Origin of the sequence: Pseudomonas batumici (genome assembly GCF_000820515.1) — a bacterium.
Taxonomy (GTDB): Bacteria; Pseudomonadota; Gammaproteobacteria; order Pseudomonadales; family Pseudomonadaceae; genus Aquipseudomonas; species Aquipseudomonas batumici.
Window position 1 is genome coordinate 23,462 of sequence record NZ_JXDG01000016.1, and the last position, 14,192, is coordinate 37,653.

A 14,192-nucleotide genomic window follows, 5' to 3' on the forward strand; every position below is an offset into this window, starting at 1 on the left:
GTTCGGGCATGCAGTTGGCATCATTTTTCGGTGCAAATCTGCGACAATCCGCGCCTGCCTAAAATAGACGACCTTTGCGTACCTGATGACTGACGAATCGCCCGCTATCGACCAACTGCTGAAAAACCTCGACCAGGCCATGATCACCGACCGCCATCGGTTGCGGCGGCAGTTGCTCGAGTTGCGCAAGAAGCCCGACGAAAGCAAGTTGGCCCAGTGGGTCGAGCGGATGGAGGCGTCCTGTGCCCAGGTCACGGCCCGGGGCAACAGCGTGCCGCTGATTCGTTATGACGACAGTCTGCCCATCGCCGCCAAGCGCGACGAGATCAAGGACGCCCTGCTCAAGCACCAGGTGCTGATCATTGCCGGCGAAACCGGCTCGGGCAAGACCACCCAGTTGCCGAAGATCTGCCTGGAAATCGGTCGTGGCCGGCATGGCCTGATCGGCCACACCCAACCGCGCCGGATCGCGGCGCGCAGTGTGGCGAGCCGGGTCGCCGACGAGTTGGCCACGCCCCTCGGCGCGCTGGTCGGCTATCAGGTGCGCTTCGAAGACCAGAGCGACGCCAACACCCTGATCAAGCTGATGACCGACGGTATCCTGCTGGCGGAAACCCAGAATGACCGCTACCTGGAACGCTACGACACGATCATCGTCGACGAAGCCCACGAGCGCAGCCTGAACATCGATTTCCTGCTGGGCTACCTGAAAACCCTGCTGCCCCGGCGTCCGGACCTGAAGGTCATCATCACCTCGGCCACCATCGACCTGGAGCGTTTTTCCAGGCACTTCGACGATGCACCGATTGTCGAAGTGTCCGGGCGCACCTTCCCGGTGGACACCTGGTATCGCCCGCTGACTTCGGAGCAGGATGAAGAGGGCAACAGCGTCGAGGATGACCTGAGCGTGGACCAGGCGATTCTCGCCACCCTTGACGAGATTGCCGCCTTCGAACGCAGCGAACGCAAGAGCCCCGGGGATGTGCTGGTGTTCCTGCCCGGCGAGCGGGAGATTCGCGACGCCGCGGACATGCTGCGCAAGGCCCAGCTCAAGCACACCGAGATCCTTCCTTTATATGCACGGCTGTCGCCGGCCGAGCAGCAGCGGATTTTCCAGTCCCATCCGGGGCGTCGCGTGGTGCTGGCGACCAACGTCGCGGAAACCTCGCTGACCGTGCCGGGTATCCGCTACGTGATCGACAGCGGTACGGCGCGCATCAGCCGCTACAGCTACCGCGCCAAGGTCCAGCGCCTGCCGATCGAAGCGGTTTCCCAGGCCAGCGCCAACCAGCGCAAGGGCCGTTGCGGGCGGGTCGAGCCGGGTATCTGCGTACGCCTGTACAGCGAGGACGACTTCAACGGACGTCCGGAATTCACCGACCCGGAGATCCTGCGTACCAACCTCGCGGCGGTGATCCTGCAGATGCTGCACCTGCGTCTCGGCGAAATCACCGCGTTTCCGTTTATCGAACCGCCGGACGGCAAGGCCATCAGCGACGGTTTCAACCTGCTGCAGGAGCTGTCGGCGGTCACCCGCGAGAACCAGCTGACTCAACTGGGCCGACAACTGGCGCGCCTGCCGGTGGACCCGCGCATGGGCCGCATGTTGCTGGAGGCGGCCAAGCTCGGCAGCCTGCAGGAAGTGCTGATCGTCGCCAGCGCCATGTCGGTGCAGGACCCGCGGGAGCGTCCGCCCGAGCGCCAGCAGGCCGCCGACCAGGCCCACGCACAGTGGAAGGACGTGGACTCGGATTTCGCCGGGTTGATCAATGTCTGGCGTGGTTTCGAGGAGCAGCGCCAGGCCCTGGGCGCCAGTGCGTTGCGCAACTGGTGCCGGAAGAACTTCCTCAATTACCTGCGCATGCGCGAGTGGCGCGACTCCCATCGCCAGTTGGGCTTGATCTGCCGCGACCTGCAGTTGAGCGTCAACAAGGAGCCGGCGGACTATCCCAAGCTGCACAAGGCGGTGTTGTCCGGGCTGCTGAGCCAGATCGGCCAGAAGACCGAAGACGGCGACTACCTGGGCGCCCGCCAGCGGCGTTTCTGGGTTCACCCGTCCTCGGGGCTGGGCCGCAAGCGTCCGCAATGGCTGATGACCGCCGAGCTGGTGGAAACCACCAAGCTCTACGCGCGCATGGTCGCCAAGATCGAGCCGGACTGGATCGAACCCCTGGCCGGGCACCTGATCAAGAAGAACCACTTCGAGCCCCATTGGGAGAAGAAGCGCGGCCAGGTCGTGGCCTTCGAGCAGATCACCCTGTTCGGCCTGATCGTGGTCGGTCGGCGTCCGGTGCACTTCGGTCCCGTCGACCCGGTGGCCTCACGCGAGCTGTTTATCCGCGAGGCGCTGGTGCGCGGCGAGATTCAATCGAAAGCCAAGTGCCTGAGTGCCAACCAGCAACTGCTCGAACAACTCGACGAGCTGGAGGCCAAGGCCCGACGTCGCGACATCCTGGCCGATGAAGAAACCCTGTTCGCCTTCTACGACGCGCGCCTGCCGGCGGAGATTCATCAGACTGCGACCTTCGACAGCTGGTATCGGGTCAACAGCCAGAAAGACCCGCAACTGTTGATCATGCGCGAAGAGGACGTGCTCGCCCGCGAAGCCAGTGAGGTCACCGCCGCGCACTATCCGGACACCTTGCACCTGGGTGACCTGGCCCTGGCGCTGAGCTATCACTTCGAGCCCAACCATCCGCGCGATGGTGTGACCCTGCGGGTGCCGGCACCGCTGTTGCCGGCCCTGCCCGGCGAGCGTCTGGAGTGGCTGGTGCCGGGGGTGATCGAAGCCAAGTGCATCGCCCTGGTGCGCAACCTGCCCAAGGCCTTGCGCAAGAACTTCGTGCCGGTGCCGGACTTCGTCAAGGCGGCGCTGCAACGGATCGACTTTGCCGAGGGCTCGCTGCCCCAGGCCCTGGGCCGCGAGCTGCTGCGCATGACCGGCGCGCGGGTCAGCGACGAAGCCTGGGCCGAGTCGGCGCAGCAGGTGGAGAGCCATCTGCGGATGAACCTGGAAATCGTCGACGCCCAGGGCAAGTTCCTCGGCGAGGGGCGTGACCTGGCCGAGCTGACGGCGCGGTTTGCCCAAGCCAGCCAGGCGGCCCTGGCCGTGCCGCAGACCGCGAAAAGCCAGCAACCGGTGCAGGCCAGGGAGTTTGCCGCGGTGGCCCAGAGCACCCAGCAGAAGATCGCCGGGCTGTCGATGACGGTGTACCCGGCGCTGGTGGAGGAGGGCGGTACGGTCAAGGAGGGGCGCTTCTCCACTCCGGCCGAAGCCGAGTTCCAGCATCGCCGGGCCTTGCAGCGCCTGTTGATGCAGCAGTTGGCCGAGTCGGCGAAGTTCCTGCGTGGCAAGTTGCCGGGCCTGACCGAGCTGGGCTTGCTGTACCGTGAACTGGGACGGGTCGAGGCGCTGGTCGAAGACATCCTGTTGGCGAGCCTCGACAGCTGCGTGCTGGAGGGGGAGGACAGCCTGCCGCGTGATGGCGTGGGGCTGGCGTCCCTGGCCGAACGCAAGCGCGGCGCCTGGACCGAGCATGCCGAGCGCCTGGCCCGCCTGAGCCTGGAGATTCTCAAGCTCTGGCACGGTCTGCAAAAACGCTTCAAAGGCAAGATCGACCTGGCCCAGGCAGTGGCACTCAATGACATCAAGCAGCAACTGAGCCAGTTGGTCTATCCCGGTTTCGTTCGAGAGACGCCGGGGGCCTGGCTCAAGGAGTTGCCGCGATATCTCAAGGCCATTGAGCTGCGCCTGGAGAAACTGCCGGCCCAGGTGCAGAAGGATCGGGTCTGGAGCACCGAACTGTCAGGGCTTTGGGCCCAGTACCAGGCGCGCGCCGCCAAGCATGCCCAGGAAGGCAAGCGCGACCCGCAACTGGAGCTTTACCGCTGGTGGCTGGAGGAATACCGGGTGTCGCTGTTTGCCCAGCAGTTGGGGACCAAGGCGCCGATTTCGGACAAGCGCCTGGGCAAGCAATGGAGCCAGGTCGAAGCCTGATGCGCAGCAGGTCATTGATTTCGGCCCTAGGGCCAAATCCCGATGTTTATGGCACACTTGACGACTATAAATGCCGATTTCAGGGTTCGAGCGCTGACTGCCCGACCCGGTCGGAAGAAAACGACTCCAGGCCCTTTCCCGTTTTGACGGGATTGGCCCTTTTATGTGTTGGTACGAATGTACCAGTGCTTTCTGCCTGAACAGAATAGAGGAACGAGCGTGCATAACGTCGTCATCAGCGGCACCGGCCTGTACACCCCGGCCAACAGCATTTCCAACGATGAGCTGGTGCAGTCTTTCAACACCTATGTGCAACAGTTCAACCTCGAAAACGCCGCCGCCATCGAGCGCGGCGAGGTTCAGGCCCTGACCGAGTCCAGCGCCGCGTTCATCGAGAAGGCCTCCGGTATCAAGAGCCGTTTCGTGATGAACAAGGAGGGCATCCTCGATCCGCAGCGCATGAAGCCGCGCCTGCCCGAGCGCTCCAACGACGAGTGGTCGATCCTTTGCCAGATGGCCATCGGTGCCGCCGAACAGGCCTTGCAGCGCGCGGGCAAGACCGCCGCCGACATCGACGGGGTGATCGTCGCCTGCTCGAACCTGCAACGGGCCTACCCGGCAGTGGCCATCGAAGTCCAGGAAGCCCTCGGCATCCAGGGCTTCGGCTTCGACATGAACGTCGCCTGCTCCTCGGCGACCTTCGGCATCCAGGCTGCCAGCAACAGCATTCAACTGGGCCAGGCCCGGGCGATCCTGATGGTCAACCCGGAAATCTGCACCGGTCACCTGAACTTCCGCGACCGTGACAGCCATTTCATTTTCGGCGATGCCGCGACGGCGGTGATCCTGGAGCGGGCCGACCTGGCGACCTCGCCCTATCAGTTCGACATCGTCGGCACCAAGCTGTTGACCAAGTTCTCCAACAATATCCGCAACAACTTCGGCTTCCTCAACCGCGCGGCGGAAGAGGGCGTCGATGCCGCGGACAAACTGTTTGTCCAGGAAGGTCGCAAGGTGTTCCGTGACGTCTGCCCGATGGTGGCGGAACTCATTGCCGCGCACCTGCAGGAGAACAAGCTGAATATCGGCGATGTGAAGCGCTTCTGGCTGCACCAGGCCAACCTCAGCATGAACCACCTGATCGTCAAGAAACTGCTGGGTCGCGAGGCCACCGAAGAAGAAGCACCGGTGATTCTCGATACCTACGCCAACACCAGTTCGGCCGGTTCGGTGATTGCGTTCCACAAGAACCAGGACGACCTGGCTTCCGGCTCGCTGGCGGTCCTCAGTTCGTTCGGTGCCGGTTACTCGATCGGTAGCGTGATCCTGCGCAAGCGTTGAGTGCGCCGGGGTATACCTCGGACTGGTGGCTGCATTGGATGGACGTGGATCTTGAACCCGAGGTTGTGAATGGCGGCGCCCGACGATACTCAATTGCTTGAACGCTTGCTGGCGGGCGAGCAAAAGGCCTACAAGGAGTTGGTCAGTACCTATCAGAGCGCCATGCGGGCAGTGGCCTATGCCATTGTCGGCAGCCGGCAGGCCGATGAAGCGGTGCAGGATGCCTGGCTGGCGGTGGTTCGCAACCTGGCGGGCTTCCAGGGGCGCTCCAGTCTCAAGACCTGGTTGCTGACCATCACCGCCAATGCGGCGAAGAACCGCTACAAGCAGAATCGTCGCGAGGTGCTGCTGGATGACCTTCCGTCGCCCCATGGCACCATCGGCGACGAACGGTTTGCCGCTGACGGCCACTGGGCCCTGGCCCCGCACGCCTGGCATGAGGACACCCCCGAGGCCCTGCTCAGCGAGGATGAGTTGCGCCAATGCCTGGAACATACCCTGTTGAGCTTGTCCGAGTTGCAGAGCAGTGTCTTGTTGTTGCGTGAACGCCAGGGGTTGGAGCTGGAGGAGATCTGTAATCTTCTGGGGATCTCGCTCTCCAATGTCAGGGTGCTGTTGCACCGGGCACGATTGAAAGTCTTCGCAACCGTGGAGCATTTTGAGGAGACCGGCGAATGCTGACCTGCAAGGAACAAGTGGCGCGTTCCAGCGATTATCTCGATGGCCAGTTGAGCTTTCGTGAGCGCCTGATGGTGCGCCATCACCTGATGTTCTGCCCCAACTGCCGGCGTTTCATCCGGCAGATGCGCTTGATGCAGGCCACGCTCAAGCAGATACCCGAACCGCCGGTCGAAAACCTCGAGGCCTTGTCCGCACAACTGGCCGCAGAGCGCCGGGATGCCGGAAAGCCGTAGTTTCAAAAAGCCACTACTTTTCTGCCGAAGCCCTTTAGACCAGGGCTTTGCGCCAAGTTGTATTTGTTGCAAAAAGTTCCTCTGTCACAAAAGCTTAATACTTCAGCAACTGCGCTGACATAACCCCACGCCAAGATTCCCTCCCAACAAAGCAGGTCAGGCCCCGGCAATGGCTGCGCACCCGCGTGATGGCATCGGACGCCACGAAAAGACCCGAAAAAATTTGAATCCAGAGGAGCGAAACATGAACAAGTGCACCTTGGCCCTGGCAGTGGCCGTGGGGGTTTTATCCCAGCAGGCGTATGCCGAAGGGCAAGCTGACGCGAAAGGTTTTATCGAAGGTGCGACGTCGACCCTGGGTCTGCGTAACTTCTATATCAATACTGATAACCGTAGTGGGGCCAATGGTAAAACCGGTCAGAGCCTGAACTCGGAATGGGGCCAAGGCTTCGATCTGCGCTTCAACTCCGGTTACACCCAAGGCACCGTAGGTTTCGGTCTGGATGTTATCGCTCTGGAAGGCATCCGCCTGGATACCGGTCGTGGTTCCAACGGCGCGACCCCATCCACCTCTGGCACGACGATGTTCCCAGCCGAAGCCACTGGCGGTAAAAACGCCAAGTCCGTCAATGACTTCGGTAGCCTGGGCCTGACCGGTAAAGTTCGCGTTTCGCAGACCGAACTGAAAGTCGGTACCCTGCTGCCGAACAACCCGGTGATCAAGTACAACGACGGTCGCCTGCTGCCACAAACCTTCACCGGTGGCGAGCTGAAGTCGAACGAGATCAAGGACCTGACCCTGACTCTCGGCCAAGTCGACGAAGCCAAGGGCCGTAACTCGAGCAACGACGACAACCTGTCGATCGCCGGCGCCAACGGCAGCTCCAACTTCTCCGCGGACACCACTGGCCGGTTCAGCAACAAGTTCCAGTACGCCGGTGCCGACTACAAGATCACCAAGGATCTGGTCGCTTCGTACTACTACGGCAAGCTGAAGGACTTCTACTCGCAGAACTTCCTGGGTCTGGTACACAACTGGGCCATCGGTCCTGGCGTGCTGAAAAGCGACCTGCGTTACTACCGCAGCCGTGATGACGGTGCCAATGGCAGCAATTCTGCCTACTTCACCAACGGTTTCTATCCGGATACCCCAGCATCGCTCACCAAGGGCAAAGTCGACAACGACCTGTACAGCTACCTGGCCCTGTACTCGGTCGAAGGTCACACCTTCGGCGCTGGTTATCAGTACACCAAAGGCGACAGCGACTTCCCTTGGCTGAACCAGGGTGACGGCTCGTCGAACAGCACCATCACCGACATGCAGATCCAGAAGTTCGCCCGTGCCGGGGAGAAAACCTGGCAAGCTCGCTACGCCTATGACTTCGCCAAGGTCGGCGTACCTGGCCTGACCGCTGGCGTGATCTACGTGCACGGCGATGGCATCAAGTCCACCACTGGCGACAAGAGCGAGTGGGAACGCGATATCAGCCTGTCCTACGTGATTCCTGAAGGCACCTTCAAAAACCTGGGCTTTGCCTGGAAAAACGCCATGTGGCGCACCAACGTCGCCACTCGCGACCAGGACGAAAACCGTCTGATCGTCAGCTACTCGATTCCACTGTTGTAAGCTCCGCTCTTTTTACGCCCTGCTCGACAGATTGTCGCGCGGGGCGTTTTTTTGTCCGGCGTTTGGACACACCCAATGGCTGTCAGCAAAAGAAGCCGCGACCTTGAAAACGACACCTGACCTGTAGGAGCTGGCTTGCCAGCGATAGCGGCGGCGAGTCTTGCATCGCCATCGCTGCGGTGCGGCGTCCCGACAAGCCAGCTCCCTGCTCGGCCTTGACTGACTGGCATAGTGCAAAGCCCCGGTCGGACAGCCCGGCCGCTGTCCTGGAAGCTGTCTGGAATGGTGTTCCCGGGCGACTTTCAAGTCCAATGAAATAGTTTTTAATATTCCATTGCTGACGGACCTTCAGGCCTTATCGGTTTTCCATTCCAGCTGTCGCCCTTCCTGCCACACTTGCGCGATACTCCCTCTGCGTGTTGCACCTGCCTGGGGATATCGATGCCGTTACAACGCCTGCAAAGCCTCTCTGACGTCGCTGCCGAGCAATGGGATGCGCTGGTGCCCGACGGCCAGCCATTTCTCAGCCACGCGTTCCTGGGCGCCCTGGAGGACAGCGGCAGCCTCGGTCCGCAGTCGGGCTGGCGGCCGGAGCATTTGCTGCACGTGGAGAACGGTCGGCTGGTGGCGGCCTTGCCGAGTTATCGCAAATGGCACTCCTATGGCGAGTATGTGTTCGACCACGGCTGGGCCGATGCCTGTAAGCGAGCGGGGATTGCCTACTATCCCAAGCTGCTGAGCGCCGTGCCGTTCAGTCCGGTCGGCGGCGCGCGGCTGCTGGCGGCCAGGGCCGAGGACGGTTTCGAACTGCTGGCCGCCTTGCCCGGCTATCTGGAGATCGAGGAACTCTCCAGCGCCCATGTCAACTTCACCGATGCCCTGGCCGACACCGCCTTGGGCGAACAGCCCGGCTGGTTGCAGCGTTACGGTTGCCAGTTTCATTGGCAGAACCGCGGCTACCGGGATTTCCAGGACTTCCTCGATGCCTTGAGTTCGCGCAAGCGCAAGCAGATGCGCAAGGAGCGCGAGCAGGTCGCCGGGCAGGGTTTCGATTTCCAATGGCTCGAAGGCCGTGAGTTGAGCGAGGCACAGTGGGACTTCGTCTACGCCTGCTATGCCAATACCTATGCGGTGCGACGCCAGGCGCCCTACCTGACCCGGGCGTTCTTCAGCCTGCTGGCCGAGCGCATGCCCGAGTCGATCCGGGTGTGCCTGGCCAGGCAGGGCGGACGACCTGTGGCCATGGCCTTCAGCCTGATCGGCGGCGACAGTTTCTACGGTCGTTACTGGGGCTGCCTGGCGGAGTTCGACCGGCTGCATTTCGAAACCTGCTTCTACCAGGGCATGGACTACGCCATCGCCCAGGGCCTGCAACGCTTCGATGCGGGGGCCCAGGGCGAGCACAAGCTGATTCGCGGCTTCGAACCGGTGATCACCCATTCCTGGCACTACCTGCGGCATCCGGGACTGCGGGCGGCGGTGAAGGATTTCCTCGCGCAGGAGCGGCCGGGGATCCTGGCCTATGCCGAAGAGGCGAGGGCGGCGTTGCCCTACCGGCAGGCCTGAGCGGTCGACCGTGCTCCTCCAGGCGCGGTCTTCAATCGATCCCGACAAACCCTCCGGTCTGGTGTCGCCACAGGCGCGCATACAGGCCGCCATGGGCCAGCAGTTCGGCATGGCTGCCGGTTTCGGCGATCCGGCCGTTTTCCAGCACCACCAGGCGGTCCATGCGGGCAATGGTGGACAGGCGGTGGGCAATGGCGATCACCGTCTTGCCTTCCATCAGGGTTTCCAGGCTCTCCTGGATCGCCGCCTCCACTTCCGAGTCCAGGGCCGAGGTGGCTTCGTCCATGATCAGGATCGGCGCATCCTTGAGCAGCACCCGGGCAATGGCGATGCGCTGGCGCTGGCCGCCGGACAGTTTCACGCCGCGCTCGCCGACGTGGGCGTCGAAGCCGGTGCGGCCCTGGGCGTCCGAGAGCAGTGGGATGAATTCGTCGGCCCGTGCCTTGCGCACCGCTTCCCAGAGTTCTTCATCGCTGGCGTCGGGCTTGCCGTACAGCAGGTTTTCGCGGATCGAGCGGTGCAGCAGCGAAGTGTCCTGGGTAATCATGCCGATGCGTTCGCGCAGGCTTTCCTGGGCGACTTCGGCAATGTTCTGGCCATCCACCAGGATACGCCCGCCCTGCAGGTCATAGAGTCGCAGCAGCAGGTTGACCAGGGTCGACTTGCCGGCACCCGAAGGACCGATCAGGCCGATCTTCTCTCCGGGAGCGATGACCAGGTCGAGATCGCCGATGACCCCGCTGCGTTTGCCGTAGTGAAACTCCACATGCTCGAAACGCACTTCACCCTGGCTGACGGCCAGATGTGGCGCCTGTTCGCGGTCGGTGACGCTGACCGGTTGGGCGATGGTTTGCAGGCCATCCTGGACCATGCCGATATTTTCGAAGATGCCGTTGACCACCCACATGATCCAGCCGGACATGTTGACGATGCGGATCACCAGGCCGGTGGCCAGGGCGATCGCGCCGACCGAGATCAGCGACTGGGTCCACAGCCACAGGGCAAGGCCGGTGGTGGTGACGATCAGCAGGCCGTTCAGGCTGGTGATGGTCACGTCCATGCTGGTCACCACCCGTGATGCCAGCTGGGTTTTCTCGGTCTGCTCCACCAGGGCCTCGCGGGCGTACTGCTGCTCGAAGCGGGTGTGGGCGAAGAGTTTCAGGGTGGTGATATTGGTGTAGCCGTCGACGATCCGCCCCATCAGCTTGGAGCGGGCGTCGGAGGACACCACGGCGCGGGCCTTCACCCGTGGGACGAAGTAGTACAGGGCGGCGATGTAGCAGGCGACCCAACCCAGCAGCGGGATCATCAGGCGCCAGTCGGCCTCGGCGAACAGCACCAGGGAGCCGAGGGTATAGATCAGAACATGCCAGAGGGCGTCCACGGCCTGTACCGCGGAGTCGCGCAGCGAGTTGCCGGTCTGCATGATGCGCTGGGCGATGCGCCCGGCGAAGTCGTTCTGGAAGAAATTGAGGCTCTGCTTGAGCACGTAGCTGTGGTTCTGCCAGCGGATCAGGCTGGTCATGCCCGGGCTGATGGTCTGGTGCACCAGCAGGTCGTGCAGGCCGAAGAAGATCGGTCGCAGCAGCAGTGCCACGATGGTCATCCACAGCAGTTCGCGGCCATGGAGCTGGAAGAAGTCGCTACCGGGCGTACCCTGGGCCAGGTCGATGATGCGGCTCAGGTAGCTGAACAGCGCCACCTCGATCAGCGCCGCGACCAGCCCGACGATCAGCAGGGCGACGAAACTGGGCCAGACCTGACGCAGGTAATACAGGTAGAACGGCAGGACCTTGTTCGGCGGAGCGGCGGTGGGAGCGTCGCGAAAAATGTCGATCAGTTGTTCAAAACGACGATAGAGCATGGGTTCTGACGCCCGTCAGCCGGGCTCTCCTTGAAGGTAAGGCGGCGCAAGCCCCGGGCGCCCGGCCTGAAGCTTGCGCCTGCCATTAGTCGATGCGCTTGGCCGACTTGATATACACCGGATCTGCCGGCACGTCGGACATGCCTTGCTTGGTGGTGGTGGGCGAGTTGACGATGATATCGACCACTTCCATGCCCTTGACCACCTTGGCGAAGACCGCATAACCGGCATCGCGGCCCGGGTCGAGGAAGTCATTGTCCTTCACGTTGATGAAGAACTGGCTGGTGGCCGAGTTCGGATCCGAGGTGCGCGCCATCGACAAGCTGCCGCGCACGTTGTGCAGGCCGTTGCTGGCTTCGTTCCTGATCGGCGCCTCGGTCGGCTTCTGCACCATCTGCGCGGTGAAGCCACCGCCCTGGACCATGAAGCCCGGGATCACCCGGTGGAAAATCGTGTTGTTGTAGAAGCCCTTGTCGACATAGGCGAGGAAGTTCTTGGTACTGATCGGTGCGTGGACCGGGTCCAGCTCGATTTCAATGGTGCCGTTGGTGGTCACCAGTTCTACGTGGGGCGCCTTGGCGGCATCGGTGGCGGCCATCAGGTTGGCGGCGAACAGTACGGAGCCGGTGAACAGGGCGATTTTTTTCAGCATGGTTCAGTGATCCTGGGGGGTGGTTTCGACTGCGTTTAGAAACTCGAGCAGGGTTTGGTTGAAGACCTGGGGTTGATCCAGCGGCGTGGCGTGACGGGAATCGGCAATCACCACCAGGCGCGCATCGGGGATCAGTTTGACATAGCTTTCCTTCATCGCGACCGGCGTGTAGTCGTGGTCGGCGCTGACGATCAGGGTTGGACAGGTGATCCGGGCAAGTCGTTCCTGGACACCCCAGCCGACGATGGCGTCGAAGCTGGCGAGATAAGCACGTTTGTCGTTGGTTGCCCAGCGCTCGGTTATCTTGCGCCGCAAGTCGGCCTGTCCGGGCTTGGGAAACAACACCCGGCCGAGGATCCTGCCGATGTTGCGCAGGCCCAGCAGCCGACCGAGGATCCAGCGCGAGGCCCATTGCAGGTAGTCGCCAGGCTTGCGCACCTTGACCTCGGGCATGCTGTTGACCACGCACAGGCTGCTGAGTGTCTGGGGTTGGTCCACCGCCAGCTGGAAGCCGATCATCCCGCCCATGGAGATGCCCACCAGGTGCACGCGGTCCAGCTTCAGGTGTTCGATCAGGGCGAGCACATCGGCGCTGTACCCGGCGATGCTGTAGCGCTGCCGTGGTTTGTCGGAGCGACCGTGGCCGCGCATGTCCATGAGGATAACCCGGTAGTGCGCGGCCAGTGCCGGCACCTGCATTTCCCAGTCCAGGGTGCTCGAGCCCAGGCCGTGTACCAGCAGCACGGGCGCGCCGTGGCCGTACTCCTCATAGTGCAGCGTACAACCTTCGTGTTCGAAATAGGCCATCGGTCAACGTCCTGTCAGGCTTGCTGGGGGGCGGCGAACGGGGCATCCAGCGGCGCGGTGTCGAAGGTGCGCAGCAGTTCGACCAGAATCTGCGTGGCCGGTCCCAGGGGTTTGTCCTTGTTCGAGTACAGATAGAACGTCGGGTGGCGGCTGCCGCCCTGATCCAACGGTAGCACCTTGAGCAGACCCTCCCGGATTTCCCGTTCGATCATGTGCCGGGGCAGCCAGGCGAAGCCCAGGCCGTTGCCGATGAAGGTGGCGGCGGTGGCCAGGCTGCCGACGGTCCAGCGCTGCTCGGCGCCGAGCCAGCCGACATCGCGCGGTTGCTGGCGACCGGAGTCACGGATCACCACCTGCAGCTGGCTTTCCAGGTCCTGGAAGGTCAGCGTGCGTTGCAGGCGGTGCAGGGCGTGTTCCGGATGGGCGACGGCGACGAATTCCACCGCGCTCATCTCGGTGCCCAGGTAACCGGGGATATTGAAACCGCTGATGGCCAGGTCCGCGACCCCTTCGAGCAGGACTTCTTCCACGCCGGACAGCACTTCCTCGCGCAGGCGCACGCGGCAGCCGCGGCTTTGCGGCATGAACGCGGTCAGCGCACGGACCAGGCGGGCATTGGGGTAGGCGGCATCCACCACCAGACGTACCTCGGCTTCCCAGCCCTGTTCCATATGGTGGGCCAGGTCTTCCAGCTGGCTGGCCTGTTTCACCAGTTGCCGGGAGCGGCGCAGCAGCACGCCGCCAGCTTCGGTGAGCACTGCCTTGCGCCCGTCGATGCGCAGCAGCGGCACGCCGAGCTGATCCTGCATGCGGGCCACGGTATAGCTGACGGACGACTGCGAACGGTGCAGGGCTTCGGCGGCCTGGGCGAAGCCACCGTGATCGACCACCGCCTGCAGTGTTCGCCATTGATCAAGGGTCACGCGGGGCGCTTTCAAGTTGGGTTCCTCTTGTCCTAAGCTGGCAGCCCTTACTGGAGGCTGTCGAATGAGAAAAATCGGTTGTGTGTTGCTGGCCCTGTTGCCCTTGACGGCATGGGCTTATCCCATCGAAGTCGAAAAACACCTCAACGGTCTGGGCATCGACTACAAGGCCTTCGATACCGACGCGGATATCGGCTCCATCCTGGTGAACAACCACGGCAAGACCGATGCCCGCTGCACGGTGGTCTTCCGTAATGGGCCCGAGTCCCCGCGGACCCGCAAGATCGAGGTGCCGGCCGGACAGAGCAGGAACGCCACCGCCAAATTCACCCGCAGCATCATCACGCTGCGCCTGGACCTGACCTGCGTACCGAAATGAAACCGGCGGGGCATTCTGCCAAGCATGCTCCGCCTATCAACAAATTTATAGATAGGTTGTAGTCATTTTTTCGGCTTTTTTATCGGTTAATCGCTGTTTAATCTCCACTCCATCGACTTACA

11 protein-coding genes are annotated in these 14,192 nt (G+C 62.6%); 7 read left to right on the forward strand and 4 right to left on the reverse strand.

Annotated features, from left to right (window positions below; all coding sequences use genetic code 11):
- Positions 1 to 85: 85 nt before the first annotated feature.
- From hrpA to UCMB321_RS07945, 6 genes are all read left to right on the forward strand, one after another.
- Positions 86 to 3,997 carry an ATP-dependent RNA helicase HrpA gene (hrpA, locus tag UCMB321_RS07920; protein ID WP_040065146.1) on the forward strand — a complete coding sequence of 1,304 codons (3,912 nt, stop codon included), beginning with the start codon at positions 86 to 88 and terminating at the stop codon, positions 3,995 to 3,997.
- A gap of 219 nt (positions 3,998 to 4,216) precedes the next feature.
- Entirely contained in the window at positions 4,217 to 5,338 is a 1,122-nt protein-coding gene (locus UCMB321_RS07925; RefSeq protein ID WP_040065148.1) for a beta-ketoacyl-ACP synthase III, read from the forward strand.
- Between the two features lie 69 nt (positions 5,339 to 5,407).
- The gene (locus UCMB321_RS07930; RefSeq protein ID WP_040065149.1) at positions 5,408 to 6,019 is read left to right on the forward strand and encodes an RNA polymerase sigma factor; all 612 of its coding nucleotides are present in this window, start codon (positions 5,408 to 5,410) and stop codon (positions 6,017 to 6,019) included.
- On the forward strand, positions 6,013 to 6,252 hold the full coding sequence (locus UCMB321_RS07935; RefSeq protein WP_040065151.1) for an anti-sigma factor family protein: 240 nt from the start codon (positions 6,013 to 6,015) through the stop codon (positions 6,250 to 6,252). The genes UCMB321_RS07930 and UCMB321_RS07935 overlap by 7 nt, the downstream gene beginning before the upstream one ends.
- Positions 6,253 to 6,496: 244 nt before the next feature.
- Entirely contained in the window at positions 6,497 to 7,879 is a 1,383-nt protein-coding gene (locus UCMB321_RS07940) for an OprD family porin (RefSeq protein WP_040065154.1), read from the forward strand.
- A 441-nt stretch (positions 7,880 to 8,320) separates the two neighbouring features.
- A complete protein-coding gene (locus UCMB321_RS07945) occupies positions 8,321 to 9,445 on the forward strand; it encodes a GNAT family N-acetyltransferase (protein ID WP_040065157.1) in 1,125 nt (374 codons plus the stop codon).
- Positions 9,446 to 9,476: 31 nt separating this feature from the next.
- On the opposite strand, the gene UCMB321_RS07950 is transcribed toward UCMB321_RS07945, so the two are convergent.
- From UCMB321_RS07950 to UCMB321_RS07965, 4 genes are all read right to left on the reverse strand, one after another.
- A complete protein-coding gene (locus UCMB321_RS07950; protein ID WP_040065160.1) occupies positions 9,477 to 11,309 on the reverse strand; it encodes an ABC transporter ATP-binding protein in 1,833 nt (610 codons plus the stop codon).
- 85 nt (positions 11,310 to 11,394) lie between these two features.
- The gene (locus tag UCMB321_RS07955; protein WP_040065162.1) at positions 11,395 to 11,961 is read right to left on the reverse strand and encodes a peptidylprolyl isomerase; all 567 of its coding nucleotides are present in this window, start codon (positions 11,959 to 11,961) and stop codon (positions 11,395 to 11,397) included.
- Between the two features lie 3 nt (positions 11,962 to 11,964).
- A complete protein-coding gene (locus UCMB321_RS07960) occupies positions 11,965 to 12,768 on the reverse strand; it encodes an alpha/beta fold hydrolase (RefSeq protein ID WP_040065164.1) in 804 nt (267 codons plus the stop codon).
- A 14-nt stretch (positions 12,769 to 12,782) separates the two neighbouring features.
- Positions 12,783 to 13,706, reverse strand: coding sequence for a PA3225 family LysR-type transcriptional regulator (locus UCMB321_RS07965; RefSeq protein WP_040065166.1), 924 nt, complete (start codon positions 13,704 to 13,706; stop codon positions 12,783 to 12,785).
- A gap of 49 nt (positions 13,707 to 13,755) precedes the next feature.
- Here UCMB321_RS07965 and UCMB321_RS07970 point away from each other — a divergent pair, with 49 nt between their 5' ends.
- On the forward strand, positions 13,756 to 14,070 hold the full coding sequence (locus UCMB321_RS07970; RefSeq protein WP_040065168.1) for a hypothetical protein: 315 nt from the start codon (positions 13,756 to 13,758) through the stop codon (positions 14,068 to 14,070).
- Positions 14,071 to 14,192: the final 122 nt, after the last annotated feature.